The following is a 21676-nucleotide window of genomic DNA, read 5'->3' as shown; positions in this document are numbered from 1 at the left end:
GGGCGGTGCCGGGCGCCGGGGCGGGGAGCTCGAAGTCGCCGCCGTCCGCCGCGCGGGCGTCGAACCGCACCGCCGCCGGGGCCGCGGGCGGCCGGCCACCCGGCGGACCGGCGGGCGGCCGGGCGGCGGGCCAGGCCGCGCCGCCCACGGGCGAGCCCATGGCCATGGTCGGACGGTCCTGCGGCGGTGGAGGTACGGCCGACAGGTCGTACCCGCACGCACCGCAGAACAGGTCACCCGACTCCAGCGGCTCCTCGCAGCTGGGACAGGCGGAGAGCTGGTGCCTCTGCGACATCATTCACACCCATGTCCGGGGGCGGAAGCGGTTGGCCCGCTCCACCATGTCGATCCTCTCCTCGCCCCGTTGAGCGAGCCGGGCGAGCACCCGGTAGGAGCGTTCCAGTCCGAGGCGCAGGCCGCGCTCGTCCGGTTCGCTGCCCAGCAGCGGGCTTCGTGCGGTGCCCACTCCGGGACTACCGGAGAGTACCCAGTCCAGGGCCTTGCCCAGCACCTCTGTGGACAACTGTTCGTGACGGACCGCGTCCAGCCCGAACTGCCGCAGTCCGGACACCTGATCGGCCGCCGCCGTCAGGTCGCCCAGCAGGGGTTCCGCCGCGGAGCGGCGCCGCAGCCGGGCCCGCACGGCCGCCACCCGCGCGGCCGTGTAGTGGATCGAGGCCTCCGGTACCGACTCCAGGGCGTGCACCGCCCCGTCCCGGTCGCCGGCGGCCAGCCGTACCCGTGCCAGGCCGAACGCGGCGCTCACGTAACCCGGGTCCGTCGACCACACCAGCCGGTAGTACTCCGCCGCGTTGTCCAACTGGCCCAGCAGCTCGGCGCAGACGCCCAGCGCCAGCTTGGGCGCCGGCTCGCCGGGGAAGGCGTCGTAGACCGCGTCGAACGACAGCGCCGCGTTCTCGTCGTCGCCCGTCGCCAGGGACGACACACCCCGGTACCAGACGACCCGCCAGTCGTCGGGGTACCGCTCCTCCAGGCCGTCCAGCAACCGCCCCGACGCGGCGGCTTCGCCCATGTCGAGGCGGGCGCGCAGCTCGCGCAGCCGCAGTTCCAGGGAGGTCGCCGGGGCGTGGTCCAGGGCGGCGATCAGCTCGGCCGGCGCGGACGCCATGAGCCCGGCCAGGAAGCCGGCGTTCGGGTCGCCGGGGTCGACGTGCGGCACGGGCAGCGCGAGCGCGGTGGCCCGGGCGTCGAGGGGCGCCAGCAGCGGTGCTCCCGCCCCGGCCCCGTTCCCCGCCCCGTTCCCCGCCCCGGCAACGGCCACGGCGGCCCCCGCCCCGCCACCGGCCACCGCGCCGGCACCGGCCACCGCGCCGGTCGGGTGGGTGCGCGGCGCGGGAACGGCGGGCCCCGCGGTGCCCTGCCCGGTGCCGCCGGCCCGCCGCAGCAGCCCGAGGCCCCGGGGGACCTCGCGGGCGCCCAGCGCCGACACGTCACCGTCGAGCTCGGGGAACAGCCGCGTGTCCGTCACCCGGGTCTCCGGGCCGAACAGCGTCGACAGGGCCGGGCGCGGACGGCCCGTCTGGAGGGCCACCACCTCCCGCAGCACGCCCGTGAGCTGCTCGGCCATCTCCTGCGCCGAGGCGAACCGGCGCGCCGGGTCCGGGTCGGTGGCCCGTACCAGCAGCCGGTAGAACGACTCGTACGTCCGGAACACCTCGATGTTGCCCGGGTCCGGCAGGCTGTCCACGAACACGTTCGTGTACCCCTGGAAGTCGAACGTCAGCACCGCCAGCGTCCGTGCCACCGTGTACAGGTCGGACGCCACCGACGGGCCGGTCTCGGCCACTTCCGGCGCCTGGTAGCCGACCGTGCCGTAGATGGCCGACTCGTCGTCGTCCATCCGCCGCACCGCGCCCATGTCGATCAGCTTGAGCTGGTCCTCGGTCTGGATCGCGTTGTCGACCTTGAAGTCGCAGTACAGCAGGTTCCGGCTGTGCAGGTGCCCCAGGGCCTCCAGCGCCTCGATGCCGTACGCGCACGCCTGCTCCACCGGCAGCGGGTCGCGCCGCCCGTCCGGGGCCCGCCGCTCGTTGGCGATGTCCTTCAGGGACTTGCCGCCCACGTACTCCATGACGATGTAGCCGTCGAGGGAGCCGGTCCGCTGGTCCAGGTGCTCCACGAAGTTGTAGATGCGGACGATGTTGGAGTGCTCGATCTCGGCGAGGAACCGCCGCTCGGAGATCGCCGCCGCCATCGCGTCCTGGTCACCGGTGTCCAGCAGGCCCTTGAGGACGACCCACCGGTCGGAGACCGCCCGGTCCACGGCGAGGTAGACCCAGCCCAGCCCGCCGTGCGCCAGGCACCCGGCCACCTCGTACTGGCCGTGGACCACGTCCCCCGCGCGCAGCTTGGGCACGAACGAGTACGGGTGGCCGCACTTGGTGCAGAAACCCTCCGTGCGCCCCGCCCGGTCGCCGCGCGAACGCCCCACCGGCGCCCCGCAGTCGGAGCGCGAGCAGAATCGCTTCCGCTCCGGGACCTCCGGGTTCGCCATCACGACCGACCGGGGGTCGGGGCGCGGCACGGCCGGGACGGACACGAGCCCCGCGCCCAGCCGGTTGCGCCCCGACTGCCCGGTGGACGCGCCCGAACTGCGCACCGACACCGACCGGGACGGGGCCGACCCGCCCGAGAGCGACCGGGACAGCCGCCCGGACACCGAACGGCGGGACGACGACGACCGCGAGGACCGCGACGAGCGCGAGGAGGACCGGGACGACGACCGCGAACCGCCCGCCGACCCCTTCCCGCCGCCCGCGATCCCCGTCGCCGGCGAGGACACCATCCCCGACGGCGACACGACCGGCGCCAGGCCGCAGGTGTCGCAGTACAGCTCACCGCCGCCCATGTCCTCGTACGAGCCCGGACAGCCCGGCCGCTGGCAGGTGCCGCTCATCACATCCCCCTCCGGTCGGCCGGCCCGGAGCCCGACAGGGCCTCCGCGGCCGCCCGCTGGTAGCGCAGTACGGCCTGCTCGGCGACCCGCAGGTCGCACGGGGCGCTCCACAGCATCCGGCGCGCCACGTCGTACCGCTCGATCAGCAGCGGGTCCTCCGCCATGCCGTGCCGGGCGACCTTCGCCTTGTACGCGTCGAGCCGGCCCCGCAGCTCCGCCCGGACCGCCAGCGGCGCCGTGACCGCCGTCAACTCCTCGCGGGCCCGCAGCAGTTCCTCTTCGGCCTCCCGCTCCAGCGCCTCCAGCAGCGGGGACAGCCGGTGCCACTGGGCGTGCCGCCGGTACTCGGCGGCCGTCGCCAGCCGCTCCTGGAGGGCGGTCGGCGGACCGCTGACCACCGGCACCTCCGACGCGGCGATCTTCGCCAGCACCTCGCCCCGGGCCGCCCGTGCCTCGGCGAGCGTCCGGTCGGCGCGCGACAGGACGTCCCGCAGCCGCAGCAGCCGCGCCTCGGAGTCCTGCCGCACCTGGAGCACCGCCTCGATCTCGCGGCGCACGTCCTCCAGCGCGCGGGCCGCCCGGTCGTACCGGTCGGTGTCCGGGCGGCCGCCGCCGGGCGCCGAACTGCCCACCGCCGGGCGCCAGAACGCCAGCGGGTCGGTCACCACCTGCGCCCGCAGCGTCGCCAGCTCGTGCGTGATCGACTCCAGCTCGTCCCCCGCCGGATGCTCCCCGGGCCGTACACCGACCGAGTGCGCCAGCGAGCGGGTGCGGTTCAGCTCGGCGGCCAGAAGGTCTATCCGCGCCGGCAGCGCCGACCACACCGCGTCCGCCGTCACCACCATGTCGAGCGAGCTCGCGTACAGCTCGTTCATCCGCTCCACCAGCCGCTCCAGCGTGAACCGCTCGGCCAGCCTGGCGGACGTGCCCGACACCGTCACGCTCTCGCCGCGCAACCGCTCCGTCAGCTCGGCCAGCTCCTCGCGGCCCGGCCACCGGCGCCTGGAGCGCACCTCGCGCGCCTCGTGCAACGCCGCCGTGTACGCGTCGAAGTACGTCCACAGCACGGTGATCGTCCGCTCCGTGGTGGCCCAGCGGTCCTTGGTCGTGCCGGTCAGCTCGGCGCCCTCGAGGAGCCGGCGGCCGGCGTGGTCCTGGAGGGCCAGCAGCGAGTCCTCGACGGCCTTGTGCTCCGCCCCGAGCCGCGCCAGCGCACGGTCCACCTCGTCCCGGTCCATCACCGGCCCAGGGGGTCCCGTGACGCCCATCGATCACCTCTCCACTCGTGCCCGCAGGGTCTCAAGGCCGGCCGGTCCGGTACGTGGGGGCCGGCGGCCCGGTTATGCCGGGCAGGACGGGCCGCAGCCAGGTGTCGTACGCCTTCATCCAGGGCCCCTTGCGGTAGTCGACGAGGACCTGGTTGACCCGCCGCACCAGGTCGTCGTTGCCGAGCTTCGCCGCGACGCCGTAGAACTCCTTGGTGAACGGCTTGCCCTTCAGGGCGACGGCCGGGTCCTGCGCCGCCTGGCCCGCCGCCAGGGCGTTGTCCGTGACGACCGCGTCGACCTCGCCCATCTGGAGCCGCACCAGGCAGTCGAGCTGGTTGGGCACGGTGTGGACGTCCTCGTCCTGCGGCGAACCGTCGTGCGCGTCCTTGTAGACGGCGCCGAACGCGTTCCTCTCCAGCGCCTCGTACGCCGTCGAGCCCTCCGCCGAGCAGACCCGCTTGCCCTTGAGCGAGGAGTCGTACCCCTTCACCGGGGAGTCCTTCGGCGCCAGGACCTGCTGCCCGGCCTGGAAGTAGGCGGTGGAGAAGGCGACCTGCCTGATCCTGTTGCAGTTGATCGTCATCGTCCGCACCACCAGGTCCACCGTCCCGTTCTCCAGGGCGGCGATGCGCTGGTTGGTGGGGATGGCGCGGAAGACGACGGCCTCCCGGCTGCCGAGGATGTCGGCGGCGATGGCCCGGGCGAGGTCGATGTCGAACCCTTCCAGCTTGCCCGTGGCCGGATTGCGGTAGCCCCACCGGTAGCTGTTCTGGTCCACGCCGACGATCAGCCGGCCGCGCTTCTTGATGGCGTCGATGGACGGCCCGTCCGCGGAGGACGGCGGCAGGGAGGCCTCCGGGTCCTCGCAGGTGTCGGCCTTGCCGGGCAGCACGCCGCCGGCGCCCGACACGGGGGAGGCGCCCAAGTCGCCGCGCGACAGCGGCACCAGGGTCAGCGCGGCGGTCAGCCCGCACGCCACGGCCATCGCCGCGACCCCGCCCCAGCCGCGCAGCCGCCCGGCCGCCCCGCGCGCCGGGCGCGGTGCCGCGGTGTCGTCGTCCCTCATCGTGCCTCCCCTCGCCCTCACCGGTACTCCGACAGCCTGCGGTTGATGCCCATGATGACCCCGGCGGCGCCCAGGACGGCCAGCGCGGCGGCCCCGAACGGCAGACCGGTCAGCGCGCCGCGCCCGTCCTCGGCGGCCCGGGTGAACTCGCCCTGCTCATGGTCCAGGGCCTTCTCCAGCGCCGCGTCCACGTCGTCGAAGGACTCCCCGGTGGAGCCCTCGGCGCCGATCACCCGCGCCAGCGCTCCCTCGTAGTCGCCGCCGTCGTCCGTGGCCCGCGCGTCCTTGTGCCGCTGCTTCCACTCGGCCACCCGCCGCGCGGCGTCCGCGACCGGCTCACCGCCCGCGGAGTCGTCGGCGAGCGCGCCCGCCCGCTCCAGCGCCGTGGTCAGCCTGCCCATGCCCGTGCCGTACTCGGTCTCGTACTGGTCCTTCTTGCCGTCGGCGGTCAGCACCGCGCCGCGGGCGACCAGGGTCAGGTTCTCGTTCGCCCGGGCCTTCAGGGAATTGATCCGCGCCTCGTTCAGCACCTTGAGCGAATCCTGGCCGTGCACCCGGGCCTCGGTCAGCTCCGCCCGCGCCAGCGTGTGCCCGGCCACCAGCCACAGCAGCACCACCACGCACGCGGAGGTGGCGGCCAGCAGGCCGTGGTTGAACACCCGGTTGGTCCGCAGGTAGGCGCGGCGCTGCGCCCACAGCAGGGCCGCGAGGACCACGATGCCCGCGCCGAGCGACGCCAGAGGCAGGCTGCGCGCGTGCCGGTCGTCCTGGCCGAGCCGCGCGGTCTCCGCCTCGTACAGCCGCTCGGCGGCGGGCAGGAGCCGGGTGCTCATCTGCTGGTTGGCGTACCGCAGATAGGCGCCGCCCAGCGGCAGGCCCTGCCGGTTGGCCGCGCGGGCGCGCTCGATCAGGCCCGTGTACCGGGGCAGGTACTCGTTGAGGGCGGCGATGTCACGGGCGGACGGCGAGGAACCGTCCGTGTTCGCCGCGGCCCTGACGAGCAGGCGGGACGCGGTGGTGATGTCCTTCTCGTACCGCTCGCGCACCCCGGCGGGCTCCTGCGCCCCGGCCAGGAAGCCGCCCGCCGCCGCCGTGTCGGCGTCCGCCAGCGAGCGGTAGATGTCCGCCGCGTCGGCGCTCAGCGGCTGACTGCGGCTCACCACGTCGTCGGCCGCCGCCGCCCGGTCGGCGACCTCGAACGCGGTGACCGCACCGAACGCCACGACCAGCACGGCCAGTACGGCGCCCAGGACGCGCAGCCGCCCGGGCTCGGTGGTCGCGGCGGCACGCAGCCGCGCCACGCCCTCGGCCCACGCCCCCCGCCCGGCCGGCGGCGCCACCGGAGGCGGGGACTGCGGCGGTGGTGGCGGCGGCACGGCGGGCGTGCCCGGCGCACGAGGCGCGCTCGGCACGGCCGGCGCATCCGGTGCGTATGTCACGTGACCTCCCCCTCGGTCGCTCACCGCAGTATGGCCAAAGGGGCCGCTCTTCACACCAGGCTTGACTCGATCTTGTGCTTATCGTGCCCGCCGCCCCGCTCGCACCACCATTCGACCGCCCCCACTCTGTATACGCCGCCCGGCCCGCATCGGTTCCCTATCCCGGGCCCCGCCGGTAGTGCGCCCGCACCCGGGCCCGCGCCCCGGCGGGCGCCCCCACGTGGTCCAGGCCCAGCAGCGCGGCGCCCAGCACCGGGGGCTCGGTCACCACCCGGACGTCGGCCCCCGGCGCCTTGACGGACAGGAGTTCGGCGATCCGGCCGTTCAGCAGCGGGTGGCGCGCCGCCAGCACACTGCCGCCCAGCAGCACCGGCACCTCCTCGTCCAGCAGCCCCAGCCGCTCCAGGGCGACCACCGCCAGGGCGACGACCTCCTCCGCCTGCCGCTCCACCAGCGCCCGCGCCACCGGATCGCCCGCCGCACCCGCGGCGAACAGCACCGGCGTCAGCTCGTGCCGCCGCCCGGCCGCGATCCGCCCCAGGTGCAGCGCCTCGATCAGCGCGTACACCGAGTCCAGGCCGAAGTGCGCCGGCAACACCCGGGCCAGCTCCGTCGGTTCACCCCGCCCGTCCTCCGCCCGGGCCGCCCACCACATCGCCTCCTCCACGAGGAACGACCCGCCGCCCCAGTCGCCGGAGACGCGGCCGACCGCGGGGAAACGGGCGGTGCGCCCGTCCGGCAGCATCCCCACGCAGTTGATGCCCGCGCCGCACACCACGGCCACGCCCCGCGGCTCGTCGACGCCCGCCCGCAGGATGGCGAACGTGTCGTTGCGCACCGCCGCCGACCGCCCCCACGCGCGCGCGTGCACGGCGGCCGCCAGCTCCGCCTCCTCCGCGGGGAAGTCCGCGTTGGCCAGGCAGGCCGACACGTGCCGCACCCCGTCGATGGCCGGCCCCGCCGACGCCAGCGCCTCGGCCACGGTGGCCGCCAGCACGTCGAGCGCCGGGCCGGTGCCCACCCTCGGCGGCTGGAAACCCGGCCCGCGCGCCGAAGCCAGGACCGTGCCGTCCTCGCCGACGAACGCCACGTCCGACTTGCTGTTGCCCGCGTCGATCGCGAGGACGGCGGCCGTCACGCCCACGTCAGGTGCTCCCGGTTGTGCGCGATCAGCCGGTCGGTGAGCCCCTCGGCCCGGTCGTACTGGCCGATGAGCGGGTGTGCCAGCAGCGCCCTGAACACCCTGTCCCGCCCGCCGCGCAGCGCGGCCTCCAGCGCGAGGTCCTCGTACGCCGTGACGTGCCCGATCAGCCCCGCGTACAGCGGGTCCACCTCCGCGACGGGCAGCGGCGCAGCGCCCGAGCCGTCCACCGCGGCCTGCACCTCGATCACGGCGTCGTCCGGCAGGAACGGCAGTGTGCCCCGGTTGTACGTGTTGACCACCTGCCTGCGCGGTGCGGCACCGCCCAGCAGCGCCGCCGCCAGGTCCACCGCCGCATCCGAGTAGAACGCGCCGCCCCGCCGGGAGAGCAGCTCCGGCTTCTCGTCCAGCGCGGGGTCGCGGTACATCTCCAGCAGCCGCCGCTCCATCGCGGCGACCTCCGAGGCCCGCGACGGCTTGGTGGCCAGCTCCCGCACCACCTCGTCGTGCGCGTAGAAGTACCGCAGGTAGTAGGAGGGGACGACCCCCAGGCGGTCCAGGAGCTCGCGCGGCAGCCGCAGGTCGCCGGCGATGGCGTCCCCGTGCTCGGCGAGCAGCTTGGGCAGCAGGTCCTCCCCGTCCGGCCCGCCGAGCCGCACCCCGCGCTCCCACGTCAGGTGGTTGAGCCCCACGTGGTCCAGGTGGACCGCGTCCGGGGTGACGTCCAGCAGCCGCGCGAATGTGCGCTGGAAGCCGATGGCCACGTTGCACAGCCCCACCGCCCGGTGCCCGGCCCGGAGCAGGGCCCGGGTCACGATCCCGACAGGGTTGGTGAAGTCGATGATCCAGGCGCCGGGGCTCGCGCGGCGTACCCGCTCGGCGATGTCCAGCACCACCGGCACCGTGCGCAGCGCCTTGGCGAGCCCGCCGGCCCCGGTCGTCTCCTGCCCGACGCAGCCGCACTCCAGCGGCCACGTCTCGTCCCGCTCCCTGGCCGCCTGCCCGCCGACCCGCAGTTGCAGCAGGACCGCGTCGGCGCCCTCGACCCCGGCCTCCAGGTCGGACGTGGTCGTCACCAGCCCCTCGTGCCCCTGCCTGGCGAAGATGCGCCGGGCCAGAGCGCCGACCGGCTCCAGGCGGTCGGCAGCCGGGTCGACGAGGACCAGTTCACCGATCGGGAGGGTGTCGCGCAGCCGTGCGAACCCGTCGACCAGTTCGGGGGTGTAGGTGGAGCCGCCCCCCACAACAGCCAGCTTCATCGTTTCTAGCCCTTCACTCCGGTCAGCGTGACGCCCTCGACGAACGCCTTCTGGGCGAAGAAGAAGACGAGGATCACGGGGGCCATGACCAGGACGGTCGCGGCCATGGTCAGATTCCAGTCGGTGTGGTGCGCGCCCTTGAAAGACTCCAGGCCGTAACTCAGCGTCCACGCCGCCGGGTTCTCCGAGGCGTAGATCTGCGGTCCGAAGTAGTCGTTCCAGGCGTAGAAGAACTGGAACAGCGCGATCGCCGCGATGCCCGGCCTCGCCATCGGCAGAACCACCCGCAGGAGTGTCCTCAGTTCACCGCAGCCGTCGACCCTCGCCGCGTCCAGGTACTCGTCCGGGATGGTGAGCAGGAACTGCCGCAGCAGGAAGACGGAGAACGCGTCACCGAACGCCATGGGGACGATCAGCGGCCACACCGAGCCGGACAGGTCCAGCTCCCTGGCCCAGAACAGGTACATCGGGATGATCACCACCTGCGGCGGCAGCATCATCATCGAGATCAGCAGCATCAGCGCCGGCCGCCGCCCCCGGAAGCGGAACTTGGCGAGCGCGTAGGCGACCGGGACGGACGACACCACGGTGAGCAGGGTGCCGAGCCCCGCGTACAGCAGCGTGTTCCGCCACCACGTCAGGAAGCCGGGGGTGTCCCACACCCGCCGGTAGTTGCCCCACTCCCAGGTGTCGGGGGTGAGGTCGCGGGTGAGCGCCTGCTCGTCGCTCATCAGCGAGGTGAGGAAGAGGAAGACGAACGGCAGCACGAAGAACAGGGCGGCCGCCACGCCCAGCGCGTGCACCGCGATCCAGTGGAGCACCGCCCCGCGGCGGGCCGTGCGCGCGGCGGCCGGGCCCTGCGCGGGTGTGCCGGGTGCGTACGTCATGCGGTCAGTCACCCACCTGGAGGAGACCCCCGCGCCGCCGCATCAGCAGCGCCGTGAAGGCCATGGAGAGAGCGAACAGGACCAGGGCGACGACACACGCCGATCCGTAGTCGAAGCGCTGGAAGCCGAGGTTGTACACGAGCTGCGGAAGCGTCAGCGTCGACTTCTCCGGGTAGCCCGGCTCGAACTGCTGCCCGCTGTTGCCGATGATCCCGGAGGCGACCTTCCCGGCGACCAGCGGCTGCGTGTAGTACTGCGTGGTCTGGATGACTCCGGTGACCACGGCGAACATCACGATCGGCGAGATGTTCGGGAGGGTGACGTACCGGAAGCGCTGCCACGCCGACGCCCCGTCCAGCTCGGCCGCCTCGTACTGCTCCTTCGGTACGTCGAGGAGGGCGGCCATGAAGATCACCATCAGGTCGCCGACGCCCCACACCGCGAGCATCGTCAGGGCGGGCTTGGACCAGGCCGGGTCGGTGAACCAGCCGGGGGCCGGCAGGCCCAGGTCGGTGAGGACCGCGTTGACCGGTCCCGTACCCGGGTTGAGCAGGAAGACGAAACCGAGGGTGGCGGCGACCGGCGGCGCCAGGTACGGCAGGTAGAACAGGGTGCGGAAGACGCCCGCCCCCGTTCTGATCCTGGTCACCAGCAGCCCGACGCCCAGCCCGAAGACGACCCGGCAGGTGACCATGACGACGACCAGCCACAGGGTGTTGGCCATCGACGGCCAGAAGGCCGGGTAGTCGGCGAAGACGTACCGCCAGTTCTCCAGACCGTTGAAGACGGGCACCCCGAACCCGTCGTAGTGCGTGAACGAGAAGTACACCGTCGACACGAGCGGGTAGGCGAAGAAGACGCCGGACCCGACGAGCCAGGGGGAGAGGAAGGCGACCGTGCGCAGCGCCTCACGGGTGCGCCTGGCGCGCAGCGTGCGCGCCGTCACTTCGCCTTCTCGATGTCCGTGTCGATCTGCGCGGCCGTCCTCTCCAGCCCGGCCCGGAGGTCGTCCACCTTCCCGGCCTCGTGGAGGTAGCCGAACTCCTGGAGGGTCACCTGGTAGGCGCCGCCGTTGACGGAGGCGGGGGTGGTGTTGGACTTCGGGTGGCGGGCGATGTCCAGGAAGGTCTTGAAGCGCGGGTCGAGCCTGAGCTTCGGCGAGGCGAGCGCGTCGTGCGTGGCGGGGACGTTGCGCAGCTCGTTGGCGAAGTTCACGACGGCGTCGGTGTCGGTGGTCAGGTACCTCACCAGCTCCCAGGCGGCGTTCTGCCGGGGGCTGGTGGAGGCGATGCCGATGATCGTCCCGGACAGGTAGCCCTTGCCGTAGTCGGCGGCCTGGTCGTCGGGGACCGGCAGCGGTGCGACGCCCACCTCGAAGGGCACCTTGGCGTCCGTGGTCATCCCCAGGCGCCACTCGCCGTCGAGCTGCATGGCGACCTGGCCGGTGTGGAACGGGTGCTTGGCCCCCCACTCGTCACCGAAGGTGCCGCGGTACCTCTCCAGCTTCTCGAAGCCGCCCAGTTTGCCGATGAGGTTCTTCTGCCAGGTGAACATCGCGGCGAACGCGGGGTCCTCGGCGACGGCCGACCTGCCCTTCTCGTCGAAGTACGTCGGGCTCCACTGGGCCACCAGGTGGCCGGGGGTCGACTCGTAGCCGTGGAAGACGGGCATGAAGCCGAGCTGCTGGTACGAGTCACCCTTCGGCTCCGTCAGTTTCAGGGCGGCCTCGTCGAACTCGCTCCACGTCTTCGGCGGCGCCGCGATCCCCGCCCGGCGGAAGGCGTCCTTGTTGTAGTACAGCCCGTAGGCGTCGCCGAGCAGCGGGAGCGCGCAGCGGCGGTCCTCGAACCGGGTGTAGTCCAGGCGCGGTTTGGCGAACGTCTTCTCCAGGTCGATCCCGGACTTGGCGATGAACGGCTGGAGGTCGGCGAAGGCGCCGGAGGAGCAGAACTTGCCGACGTTGTCGGTGGTGAACGAGGAGACGACGTCCGGGGCGCCGGAGCCGCCGGCCCGCAGCGCCTGCTGGATCTTGTCGTCGGTGATGTTGGGGACGGCCTTCACGGTGATGTTGGGGTGGGCGTCCTCGAACCGCTCGATGGCGGCGTCGACCGCCTTCACCTCGTTCGGCGCCGACCAGCCGTGCCAGAACGTCAGTGTGACCTCGGCGTCCGGGTCGTCGTGCGCGCCCGACGGGGCCGATCCGGTGCAGGCGGAGGTGAGCAGGGCTATGGCGGCCGCCGAGGCGAGCGCTGCGGCGGCGGTTCTGCGCTTCATGCGGTGTCTCCCAGTTCGCTTCGTTCGCTGTTCTCCGCTCGCGAGTCGTTCCGTGCTCGCGGACCGTCTGTGCGCTGCCCCGGCTCGCTGCCCGGTGCCCGGTGCTCGCTGTTCAGTGCCCTAGCTCCGGCGTGAGGTGTCGAAGACTTCGTCGCGGGTGGCGGCCAGCGCGCTCTCCAGCGCGCCGCGCAGTACCGGGTTTCGCTGTACGCCGCCGATGACGAGCCGGGGCCGGGAGGCGGCCAGCTCGCCCAGCTCGGCCTGGACGCGGGCGCGCAGCGCCTCGCCCCCGGCGACGATCACCTCGCCGGACAGCACCACCAGCTCGGGGTCGAGGACCGCGACCAGCGAGGCGAGACCGGTGGCCAGGCCGGTCGCGTAGGCGTCGAGGAGCCGGTGGTGCGGCCCCGCGTCCGGCGCGGCCGCCGCCCGGGCCAGCAGCGCGGCCGCGACCTCGGCGTGCTCGCCGCGCTCCCCGCGCCCGCCGCGCGGAACGTCCTCGATGCCGTACTCGCGGGCCAGCCGGGGCAGCACCTGCGCGCCGGCCAGCTCCTGGAAGCCGCCGCTGCCCGCCTTGGCGACCTGCCGCACCAGCGGCGTGCCCGGCACGGGCAGGAAGCCGACCTCGCCGGCGCCTCCGGTGAACCCCCGGTGCAGCCGCCCGCCGAGCACGAGGGCGGCGCCCAGGCCCTCCTCGTTCCAGAGCAGGACGAAGTCCGTGTGCCCCCGGGCCGCCCCCAGCCGCTGCTCGGCCACCGCCACCAGGTTCACGTCGTTCTCGTACTCGACCGGCATCGGGAGCGCCGCCGCCAGCTCGTCCAGGAGCGTGGGGGAGTGCCAGCCGGGCAGGTGGGAGGCGTACCGCAGCCGGCCGGTCGACGGGTCGAACGCGCCCGGCGTCCCGATGACCAGCCGGTGCACCTCGGCCCGGGTGATCCCGGCCGCCTTCACGGCCCCGTCCAGTGCCTCGGTCACCTGCCGTACGGCGTCCCCGGCGGGCCGCTGCGGGGTCGCCAGATCGAACTCCCCGGCCACCGCGCCGGTCACGTCGGCGACGGCCGCGCGGATGCGGCGCGGGGTCACGTCCAGCCCTGCGGCGTACGCGGCCCGCGCGTTGACGGCGTAGAGCTGGGCGTTCGGTCCCGGGCGGCCCTCGGTCACCCCGGTCGCCACCACCAGGCCCGCCGCCTCCAGCCGGGCCAGGAGCTGCGACGCGGTCGGCTTGGACAGGCCGGTCAGCTTCCCGATGCGCGTCCGGGACAGGGGGCCGTGCTCCAGCAGCAGGTCGAGGGCGGCCCGGTCGTTCATGGCCCGCAGCACGCGCGGCGTGCCGGGAGTGGTTCCGGCGGCTCCGGTCACGAGGGACGCACCTGCCCTGCCTCTGTTAGGAAACTTTCCTATTGCGTTGCCGAGACGGACGGTAGGCCGCATGTCAGGAGCCCGTCAAGACCCGCGCGCCCGGGTACGACGAAGGGCGCCCCCGCCGTCATGGCGGGGGCGCCCTTCGCGGCCTGCTCCGATGCGGGCCCTACTTCGTCAGGTTCGGCGGGGGCGTCAGCGGGGTCGCCGCCACCGACTGGGGGGAGGTGGTGGAGGCGAACGCCGACGGAGGCGCCATGCCCGCCGTCGGGTCGGCGGGCGAGTCCTCCGACGGGGCCGCCGGCAGGCCGCCCACGATCCGGATGCCCACCTCGTCGAAGGCCCGCTTGATGCGCCAGCGCAGCTCGCGCTCCACGCCGAGCGACTTGCCCGGCATCGTCTTGGCCGACAGGCGGATCGTCATGGAGTCCAGCAGCACCTCGTTGAGGCCCAGGACCTCGACCGGGCCCCACAGGCGCTCGTTCCAGGGCTCTTCCTTGGCCATGTCCTCGCCGACCTCCGTGATCACCGCGCGGACCCGGTCCAGGTCCTCGGTCGGGCGGACCGTCACGTCGACCGTCGCGGTGGACCAGCCCTGGCTCAGGTTGCCGATCCGCTTGATCTCGCCGTTGCGGACGTACCAGATCTCACCGTTGTCGCCGCGCAGCTTCGTCACGCGCAGGCCCACCTCGATCACCTCGCCGGACGCCACCCCCGCGTCGACCGAGTCACCGACCCCGTACTGGTCCTCCAGGATCATGAAGACGCCGGAGAGGAAGTCCGTGACCAGGTTGCGGGCACCGAAACCGATGGCGACACCGGCGACACCGGCCGAGGCCAGCAGCGGCGCCAGGTTCACGTTGAAGGCGCCGAGGATCATCAGCCCGGCGGTGCCCATGATCAGGAACGAGGCGACGGAGCGGAGCACCGAACCGATGGCCTCCGAGCGCTGCCGGCGCCGCTCCGCGTTCACCAGCAGACCGCCCAGGGCCGAGCCCTCGACCGCCTGGGCACTGCGGTTCATCCGCTCTATCAGCTTGGTCAGCGCCCGGCGCACCAGATGCCGCAGCACGACCGCCACGGCCAGGATCAGCAGGATGCGCAGACCCGTGCTCAGCCAGGTGGACCAGTTCTGTTCCACCCAGCCGGCGGCCTCACCGGCCTGCTTGGCGGCCTCGTCGAGCGACACCGGCGCGGGTGTGGGGTCGGCGGCCGGAACGGCGGACCAGAGCACGGCGGGAACCTCCAGGATGGACAAGCGGACCAATTACATTTAACGGCTCATCGAGGGTGGTTCGTTGCCATGTTCGAGGGAGAGGTGCGTCTCACCTGGGGATGATCCGGGTGTGGTCGAAAACACTTCGGGCCCGTTACCGGTACGTGGTGGCGCTTCGACCTGGCATGAGGAGAGACTGAGAGCAGATCGTCCCGGCGCGAGCCACGCGCCGCCGGCGTACAAGGAGGCATCCGTGCCGCATGTCCTGGTCCTCAACGCGTCGTACGAGCCCCTCGGCGTCGTACCGCTCCGCCGCGCGCTCGTCCTCGTCCTGGAGAACAAGGCCATCTCCCTCGAGGAATCCGGCGCCTTCATGCACAGTGCGACCCGCGTCATCGCCGCCCCCAGTGTGGTCCGCCTCAAACGGTTCGTACGGGTCCCCTACCGGGGGCCCGTTCCTCTGACCCGCAAAGCCCTCTTCGCCCGCGACGGCGGGCGTTGCATGTACTGCGGTGGCGTCGCAACCAGCGTCGACCACGTCGTGCCGCGCAGCCGAGGCGGACAGCACGCCTGGGAGAACGTCGTGGCGGCCTGCCGCCGCTGCAACCACGTGAAGGCCGACCGGCACCTGCGCGAGCTGGGCTGGCGGCTCCACCAGCAGCCCGCCCCGCCGACCGGCCTGGCCTGGCGCATCATCGGCACCGGGCACCGGGACCCGCGCTGGCTGCCCTACCTCCAGCCGTACGGCGCGGAGGACGCGATGGCCCGCATCGACAGGGTTTCTTAAAGGCTCGGTTCGGCTCCGGGGCGCCTGAGGCTGTGTCGACGGTCGATCGTGCTCGGTCCCTCGTGCCTCGGGCCCTCCGCGCGCTCTCCCTTTCGGCACAGCCGCGCCCCTTCGCCTCACTCGCCGCCAGGAACCGGGAGCGACCCGACTGCCGGGCCGCCCCTGCGCCTCACTCGCCAGGCGCCCCGGCGGGGGCCCCCGGGGGAGGCGGGGCCGTCACCGCGTAGGCCTCGACCGTGAACAGCGAGTAGCCGTACTCCGTGGCACGGGCGTCGCCCTGGACGCGGACGAAGCGGGTGCCCGGGGCATCCATGCGGACCGCCTCGCGGCCGCCCTTGCCGTCCCGGACGGTCGCCGCCGTGCGCCAGGTGCGGCCGTCCGCCGAGACCTGGATGCGGTACCGGCTCGCGTGGGCGTCCTGCCAGTGCAGGACGACCTGCCCGAGCCGGACCGGCTGGGCGAGCTCGAGCTGCCACCAGGCGCCGTCCTCGGCCGGGGAGGACCAGCGGGTGGCCGGATCACCGTCCAGCGCCGCCGAGGCGGGGAAGTCGGGGGTCTCGTCGCCCGACGAGGTCGCCCGCGCCGTGCGCGCCAGATCCGGGCCGCCCGTCGCCGGGTACGCGCGGACGGTGAGCGTGCGCTCCTGGCCGGCGAAGGACAGGGGCACCTGATAGTCGCCCGCCGGGGTGCCCGCCGGGACGGTGATGTCGACCGGGACGGTGGCGGCCAGGCCGCGCGGGACGGTGGTCCGCTTCGGGACCGTGACCTTCAGGCCCTTCGGGGCCTTCGCCGTCAGGGCGCCGTGCACCTCGCCGGGCCGCTGGGCGGCCAGCACCGCGTTCACCCGGCGCGGGGCGCCGCCGATCACCGCGTCCGCCTCCGTGTGCGGCAGCTCCAGCCGGGCCTGCGGCTCGTCCGCGAACCACGGGACCAGGCCCCGCACGCCGGGGGACGGGCCGGTCCAGGTGATCCGCACGGCGTCGGCGGCCAGGCCCCGCACGGCCGCCTGCGTCCAGCCGCTCGCCGCGAGGGCCCCCAGCCGCCGCCACCCCTCGCCCGGTACGTGCGCCTCGACGGAGCCGTCTGCGGGGCGCACCGTCATCGCGGTGACCGTGTCCAGCGGCCGCGCCCGGTCCAGGCGCACGGTGTACGCCCCGTTCTCCCGCTCCACGGTGCCCGCCCCGCGCGCCGCGCCCGTCCACCGGGCCGCCTCCTTGACGGCCCGGGACAGGAACGGGTCGAGCACGCCCTCGCCGACCGTCACCGGGCTGGACGCCAGCTCCGCCCGCAGCGGCTCCAGCTCCAGCGAGGCCCGCCACGCCGCCGCGCCGTCGCCCCGCGCCTGCGCCTGGAGCATGTCGACGGCCGCCTCGCCCGCGCGGCCGTACCGCGCGAGCTGCTCCAGCCACGGCCTCACCTCGTCGTCCAGCAGGCCGTCCGCCGCGCCGGTCAGCCGCTCGGGCGCCTGGCGCATCACGGTGAACGCCGCCCGCAGTTCGCCCGCCGCCCGGTCGCGGGCCGCCGCGTCGGCGGTCGTGCTCGCCCGGGTGCGCCAGAAGCCGGCCAGCAGCGGCCGCAGGTACGCCGACTCGGTGCGGCTGAGTATCGAGGAGGCGTCGTTGCCGGCGAGGGCGTGCAGCGCCTCACGCGCCTTCGGGTCGCCCCCCGCCAGGTCGCTCAGCGCCGCGTGCCAGGACTCGGCGGGCCGGTAGCCCTTCGGGTTCCAGGCGTAGTCGGCGGCCGTGAAGACGGGGATGCGGGACGCGGCCGCCTGCTCCATGGCGTTGGCCAGCAGGGCGGCGGAACCGGCCGCCACGGCCGGCTCGCGGCCCATGTAGGGGCCCAGGAAGATACGGTCCTGCGCGTAGTCGTTGACCGGGTAGTTGTCCATGGTGACCAGCGGGTGCCCGAACACGTCCCGCGCGCCCGCCAGTTCACGGCCGGTGATCGTGCGGGGGACGACGCCGACCCCCGTCCACGCCACCTGCACCCGGTCGTCCAGCTCGGCGGCGAGCGCCGTGCGGTAGTCGGTGGCGCCGTCCTGGTAGTACTCGGTCGGCATCAGCGTCAGCGGCTCGGCGTCCGGGTACCGGCCGGCCAGGTGCCGTGCCAGTTCCGTCGCCACGCGCGCGTGCGCCCGGGCCGCCGAGGCGGGGCCGGATCCGAAGGTGTCGGCGTCCCTGGAGCAGTGCCACTCGTCGTAGGAGGCGTCCTGGAACTGCACCTGGAAGGCGCGCACCCCCAGCGCGTACATGGCGTCGACCTTGCGCTTGAGCGCCGCCAGGTCGTCCTGCGAGGCCAGGCACATCGACTGGGCGGGCGCCACCGCCCACGCGAGGGTCACGTGGTTGCGCCGGGCACGCTCGGCCAGCTCCCGGAACTCCGCCCGCTGGGCGGCCGGGTAGGGGTCGCGCCACTGCGCCTGCCGGTACGGGTCGTCACCGGGGGCGTAGAGGTACCGGTTCTGCTTGGTGCGGCCCATGAAGTCGAGCTGCGAAAGCCGCTGTTCGTGGCTCCACGGCCGGCCGTAGAAACCTTCCGTCATGCCCCGCACGGCGGTACCGGGCCAGTCGCGCACGAGGACGCCGGGCACCGCCCGGTCCCCGGCTATGAGCTGGCGCAGCGTCTGGACGGCGTGGAACAGCCCGTCCGCGCCGACACCGTCCACGGCGACCGTGTCACGGCCCTCGAACCGGCCGGTCGCGATGCGGTACCCGCCCGACGGCAGGTCACCGCGCTCGGGCGCGCGCAGGGCGCGCAGCGCGTTCCGCGCGCCGGTACCGCCCAACAGCACCACCGGCCCCCGCCCGTCCCGCCCGCTGTGGACGGTCCGCACACCCGCGTCGCGCAGCACGCCCTCGAGCGCGGTCATGGCGTACAGGTCGGCGTCCTCGCCCGCCAGCACCGTCACCTCGTCACCGAGCGGCACCGCCGCGCCGGCCGGCCGCAGCGACTGGGGGCGGGGCCACACCGGGGGCAGCGCGGCGCCGTCCCGCTCGGGCACCGTGGTGGTGGGGGAGCCGGGCCCGCCGGGCGCGGCCAGCGCGCCGGGAGCACCGCTCAGCAGGCCGCCGATCACGGCGACGGCAACGGCCGTCGCGGTCCGCCTTCCGCGGCCGAAGCGCCCGAACTGCACGCGCGTCTCCCCTCGTCTTTCGTCGTTCGGCGAGTAGCTTTGCCGGTGGCCCGACCGGTGGCTGAACCGGTCGGTTTCGAGCCCACCACCGACTCGCCGAAGGTGTCAATGTGCGTGGCCGTTGTGTCGTATTTGCCTACCGGGGTACGGGGGACGGTTCAACTCCCGCCACGGGAACGCCATGTGACCGACGCCACGTTGGACGGATGTGTGGCCGTCCGCTGGGTAGGGCTGCTGTGTCCCACTGTCACCTTCACAGGGAGGCCACCGTGGCCGCTTCAGCCCAGCTCCTGCTCACCGCCCTCTCCAAACAGGTCCCCGGCCCGTCCTTCCCGGCGGATCTGCCGGCCGCCGACACGCCGCTGACCAGCGAGCCGCCGCTCGCCGACGCCACCCCCCTGACCAGCGAACCCGCCCTCACCGACTTCACCCCCCTCACCAGCGAGCCGACCGCGCACCGCACGGCCGGCGGACCGGAGTCCCCAGGAGCCTGAATGACCCTTGCCCGGCTCGCCGCGCTGCACGGTGTCGCCACCGCGTACTCCCCGTCCGCGGGCGTCACCGTCCCGGTCCCCGACGCCACGGTGGTGCGGGTTCTCGCCGCCCTGGACGTCGACGCCGCCACACCGGGGGCGCTGCGCGCGTCCCTGGCCGCCACGGAGGCGGCCAGGGACGCCCGGCTCCTCCCGCCGACGCTGGTCCTGTGGCAGGACGCCCCGCGCGAGGACGCACCCCGCCAGGGCCGCCCGTCCGAGCTGCCCCGCCCCCTCGCGGCGCTCCCGCCGGGCACCGACCTGAGGATCACCACCGAGCACGGCGACGAGATCTCCGGCACGCCCCGCTGGGCCCGCCTCCCGCTGGGCGTCCACCGGCTCGACGCCCGGGCCCGTGACGGGCGCACGGGGCAGAGCACGCTGATCGTCGCCCCCGCGCGCGTGCCGCAGCCCGCCGGGCGCGGGTACGGCGTGCTGGTCCAGCTCTACTCGCTGCTGTCCACCCGGTCCTGGGGCATGGGCGACCTCGGTGACCTGCGCGAGCTGGCCGACTGGGCGGGGCGGACGCTGGGGGCCGGGTTCGTTCAGGTCAACCCGTTGCACGCGGCCGTCCCCGGCACGCCCACCGACCCCTCCCCGTACCGCCCCTCCTCGCGGCGCTTCCCCGACCCGGTCCACCTGCGGATCGAGGACGTGCCCGAGTACGCGTACGCGCGCGGCGAGGACCGGGCCGAGCTGGACGCGCTGGCCGGGCGCGCGGCGGAGCTGCGCGAAGGGGTGCTGCGCAAGGGCGAGCTGATCGACCGCGACGCGGTCTGGGTGCTCAAGCGGCAGGCCCTGGAGGTGCTGCGGCGCGTGCCGCTCGGCCCCGGGCGGCAGGCCGCGCTGCGCGAGTTCCGCGCCACCCAGGGCCAGGCGCTGCTGGACCACGCCACCTGGTGCGCGCTCGTCGAGCGGTACGGCGCCGACCGGCGGCAGTGGCCCGAGGGGCTGCGCGACCCCCGCTCGGCCGCCACCGCACGCGAGCGCGACGAGCTGGCCGACCGGATCGACTTCCACTGCCGGCTCGCCTGGCTCACCGACGAGCAGCTCGCCGCCGCGGCGCGGACCGCCCGGGAGGCGGGCATGCCGGTCGGGATCGTCCACGACCTCGCCGTCGGGGTGCACCCGGACGGCGCCGACGCCTGGGCGCGGGCGGACGCCTTCGCCGCCGGGATGTCGGTCGGCGCCCCGCCGGACGCGTTCAACGCCCGCGGCCAGGACTGGGGCCTGCCGCCCTGGCGCCCCGACGTCCTGGCCGCCACCGGGTACGCCCCCTACCGGGAGCTGCTGCGCGGGCTGCTGCGGCACGCGGGCGCCCTGCGCATCGACCACGTGATGGGGCTGTTCCGGCTGTGGTGGGTGCCCGGGGGCCACGAGCCCACGGAGGGCACGTACGTGCGGTACGACGCCGACGCCATGCTGGCGATCCTCGTGCTGGAGGCCCACCGCGCGGGCGCCGTCGTGATCGGCGAGGACCTCGGCACGGTCGAGCCCGGCGTACGGGAGTCCCTCCAGCGGCGCGGCGTCCTCGGCACGTCGGTGCTGTGGTTCGAGCGGGACTGGGAGGGGACGCGGCGGCCGCTGCCCCCCGGGACCTGGCGGGCGGACTGCGTGGCCACCGCCACCACGCACGACCTGCCCTCCACCGCCGCCCGGCTGACCGGCGAGCACGTCGGGCTGCGCCACCGGCTGGGCCTGCTCACCCGCCCCCTGGACGAGGAGCGGGCCGAGTACGCCGAGGAGGTCGCCGAGTGGCTGGCGTACCTGCGGGAACTGGGCCTGCTGGAGGAGGGGCCGCGCGACGAGGAGGCCGAGATCCGCGCGGTGTACCGCTTCCTGCGCCGTACGCCCGCCCGGATGGCGGGTGTCTGGCTCCCGGACGCGGTGGGCGACCGCCGGCCGCAGAACCTGCCCGGGACCTGGGACCAGTACCCGAACTGGCGGCTGCCGATCGCCGACGCGGAGGGCCGCCCCGTCACCCTGGAGGACCTCGCGGCCTCGCCGCGCCTGCACGCCCTGATGGACGTGTTGCGCCCGTCTACGGCACCCCCGGACGCGCGGGGCCTTTAGGCGTTCGCTACGTTTGCACCGTGGACAAGAAGAACGCCCTGCGCACCGGCGCCGTCGCGGCCGGTACGACGCTGATGATGCTGCTCATGTCGTCCCCCGCGCTCGCGCTCACCCGCGACGACGGTGACGACCCGGGGACCGGCCTGAGCGTGGCCGAGACCCTCGGCCTGTACGTCGCGGCCCCGATCGTGCTGTTCGCCGTGATCGCGGGTCTCGTCATGGTGCTCGACAAGTCCAAGAAGGTCTGAGGCCCCAGGGGCCCACGTGCCGTTCCGCCCGGGTGGTACCCCGTACCGCCCGGGCCGTCGGCGTTTTTGCGCC

General features: G+C 74.2%; 17 protein-coding genes. 4 read left to right on the top strand and 13 right to left on the bottom strand.

Going from position 1 to position 21676, the window contains the following annotated elements; genetic code table 11:
• The 12 genes from E2B92_RS33390 to E2B92_RS14070 all read right to left on the bottom strand — a co-directional run.
• The coding region (locus tag E2B92_RS33390) for a zinc ribbon domain-containing protein (RefSeq protein WP_235023807.1) at window positions 1–295 on the bottom strand (295 nt) is incomplete at its 3' end.
• 3 nt (window positions 296–298) lie between these two features.
• The gene (locus E2B92_RS14120) at window positions 299–2917 is read right to left on the bottom strand and encodes a serine/threonine-protein kinase (protein WP_133087541.1); all 2619 of its coding nucleotides are present in this window, start codon (window positions 2915–2917) and stop codon (window positions 299–301) included.
• The gene (locus E2B92_RS14115; protein ID WP_126884052.1) at window positions 2917–4185 is read right to left on the bottom strand and encodes a hypothetical protein; all 1269 of its coding nucleotides are present in this window, start codon (window positions 4183–4185) and stop codon (window positions 2917–2919) included. Before E2B92_RS14115 ends, E2B92_RS14120 begins: the two co-directional genes overlap by 1 nt.
• A gap of 31 nt (window positions 4186–4216) precedes the next feature.
• Entirely contained in the window at window positions 4217–5251 is a 1035-nt protein-coding gene (locus E2B92_RS14110; protein ID WP_126884051.1) for a glutamate ABC transporter substrate-binding protein, read from the bottom strand.
• A 17-nt stretch (window positions 5252–5268) separates the two neighbouring features.
• The gene (locus tag E2B92_RS14105) at window positions 5269–6690 is read right to left on the bottom strand and encodes a hypothetical protein (RefSeq protein ID WP_399431074.1); all 1422 of its coding nucleotides are present in this window, start codon (window positions 6688–6690) and stop codon (window positions 5269–5271) included.
• Window positions 6691–6847: 157 nt separating this feature from the next.
• Complete coding sequence (locus tag E2B92_RS14100) at window positions 6848–7834, bottom strand: N-acetylglucosamine kinase (protein WP_126884050.1); 987 nt, start codon at window positions 7832–7834, stop codon at window positions 6848–6850.
• Window positions 7825–9090, bottom strand: a complete 1266-nt coding sequence (locus E2B92_RS14095) for a 6-phospho-beta-glucosidase (protein WP_126884049.1) — start codon at window positions 9088–9090, stop codon at window positions 7825–7827. The genes E2B92_RS14100 and E2B92_RS14095 overlap by 10 nt, the downstream gene beginning before the upstream one ends.
• A 5-nt stretch (window positions 9091–9095) precedes the next feature.
• Window positions 9096–9977 carry a carbohydrate ABC transporter permease gene (locus tag E2B92_RS14090; protein WP_126884048.1) on the bottom strand — a complete coding sequence of 294 codons (882 nt, stop codon included), beginning with the start codon at window positions 9975–9977 and terminating at the stop codon, window positions 9096–9098.
• Window positions 9978–9981: 4 nt separating this feature from the next.
• Window positions 9982–10923, bottom strand: a complete 942-nt coding sequence (locus E2B92_RS14085) for a carbohydrate ABC transporter permease (RefSeq protein ID WP_126884047.1) — start codon at window positions 10921–10923, stop codon at window positions 9982–9984.
• Window positions 10920–12251, bottom strand: a complete 1332-nt coding sequence (locus E2B92_RS14080; protein ID WP_126884046.1) for an ABC transporter substrate-binding protein — start codon at window positions 12249–12251, stop codon at window positions 10920–10922. Before E2B92_RS14080 ends, E2B92_RS14085 begins: the two co-directional genes overlap by 4 nt.
• A gap of 120 nt (window positions 12252–12371) precedes the next feature.
• Window positions 12372–13610 (bottom strand): ROK family transcriptional regulator, encoded by a 1239-nt coding sequence (locus E2B92_RS14075; RefSeq protein ID WP_126884045.1) that lies wholly within the window; start codon window positions 13608–13610, stop codon window positions 12372–12374.
• A 169-nt stretch (window positions 13611–13779) separates the two neighbouring features.
• Window positions 13780–14844, bottom strand: a complete 1065-nt coding sequence (locus tag E2B92_RS14070) for a mechanosensitive ion channel family protein (RefSeq protein ID WP_126884056.1) — start codon at window positions 14842–14844, stop codon at window positions 13780–13782.
• A 235-nt stretch (window positions 14845–15079) separates the two neighbouring features.
• Between E2B92_RS14070 and E2B92_RS14065 the strand changes: the two genes are divergently transcribed.
• Window positions 15080–15613 (top strand): HNH endonuclease, encoded by a 534-nt coding sequence (locus E2B92_RS14065; RefSeq protein ID WP_126884044.1) that lies wholly within the window; start codon window positions 15080–15082, stop codon window positions 15611–15613.
• A gap of 169 nt (window positions 15614–15782) precedes the next feature.
• On the opposite strand, the gene E2B92_RS14060 is transcribed toward E2B92_RS14065, so the two are convergent.
• On the bottom strand, window positions 15783–18749 hold the full coding sequence (locus E2B92_RS14060) for a beta-N-acetylglucosaminidase domain-containing protein (protein ID WP_126884043.1): 2967 nt from the start codon (window positions 18747–18749) through the stop codon (window positions 15783–15785).
• A gap of 269 nt (window positions 18750–19018) precedes the next feature.
• On the opposite strand from E2B92_RS14060, the gene E2B92_RS14055 reads away from it, so the two are divergent.
• Genes E2B92_RS14055 through E2B92_RS14045 form a run of 3 tightly spaced genes read left to right on the top strand, consistent with a single transcriptional unit; the run spans window position 19019 to window position 21603 of the window.
• Window positions 19019–19243: a hypothetical protein gene (locus tag E2B92_RS14055; protein WP_126884042.1), complete on the top strand. Its 225-nt coding sequence runs from the start codon at window positions 19019–19021 to the stop codon at window positions 19241–19243.
• Complete coding sequence (gene malQ, locus E2B92_RS14050) at window positions 19244–21355, top strand: 4-alpha-glucanotransferase (RefSeq protein WP_126884041.1); 2112 nt, start codon at window positions 19244–19246, stop codon at window positions 21353–21355.
• Window positions 21356–21375: 20 nt separating this feature from the next.
• Complete coding sequence (locus E2B92_RS14045; RefSeq protein WP_126884040.1) at window positions 21376–21603, top strand: hypothetical protein; 228 nt, start codon at window positions 21376–21378, stop codon at window positions 21601–21603.
• The last annotated feature ends 73 nt before the right edge of the window (window positions 21604–21676 follow it).

Origin of the sequence: Streptomyces sp. WAC05374, from assembly GCF_004353505.1 — a bacterium.
Lineage (GTDB): Bacteria > Actinomycetota > Actinomycetes > Streptomycetales > Streptomycetaceae > Streptomyces.
This window is presented reverse-complemented; position numbering and strand designations above follow the sequence as displayed.

Excerpts from the sequence above, each read along its gene's own strand:
- E2B92_RS14095 (WP_126884049.1), bottom strand. The coding sequence starts at position 9,090 with ATGAAGCTGGCTGTTGTGGGGGGCGGCTCCACCTACACCCCCGAACTG.
- E2B92_RS14120 (WP_133087541.1), bottom strand. The coding sequence starts at position 2,917 with ATGAGCGGCACCTGCCAGCGGCCGGGCTGTCCGGGCTCGTACGAGGAC.
- E2B92_RS14110 (WP_126884051.1), bottom strand. The coding sequence starts at position 5,251 with ATGAGGGACGACGACACCGCGGCACCGCGCCCGGCGCGCGGGGCGGCC.
- E2B92_RS14115 (WP_126884052.1), bottom strand. The coding sequence starts at position 4,185 with ATGGGCGTCACGGGACCCCCTGGGCCGGTGATGGACCGGGACGAGGTG.
- E2B92_RS14080 (WP_126884046.1), bottom strand. The coding sequence starts at position 12,251 with ATGAAGCGCAGAACCGCCGCCGCAGCGCTCGCCTCGGCGGCCGCCATA.
- E2B92_RS14090 (WP_126884048.1), bottom strand. The coding sequence starts at position 9,977 with ATGACGTACGCACCCGGCACACCCGCGCAGGGCCCGGCCGCCGCGCGC.
- malQ (WP_126884041.1), top strand. The coding sequence starts at position 19,244 with ATGACCCTTGCCCGGCTCGCCGCGCTGCACGGTGTCGCCACCGCGTAC.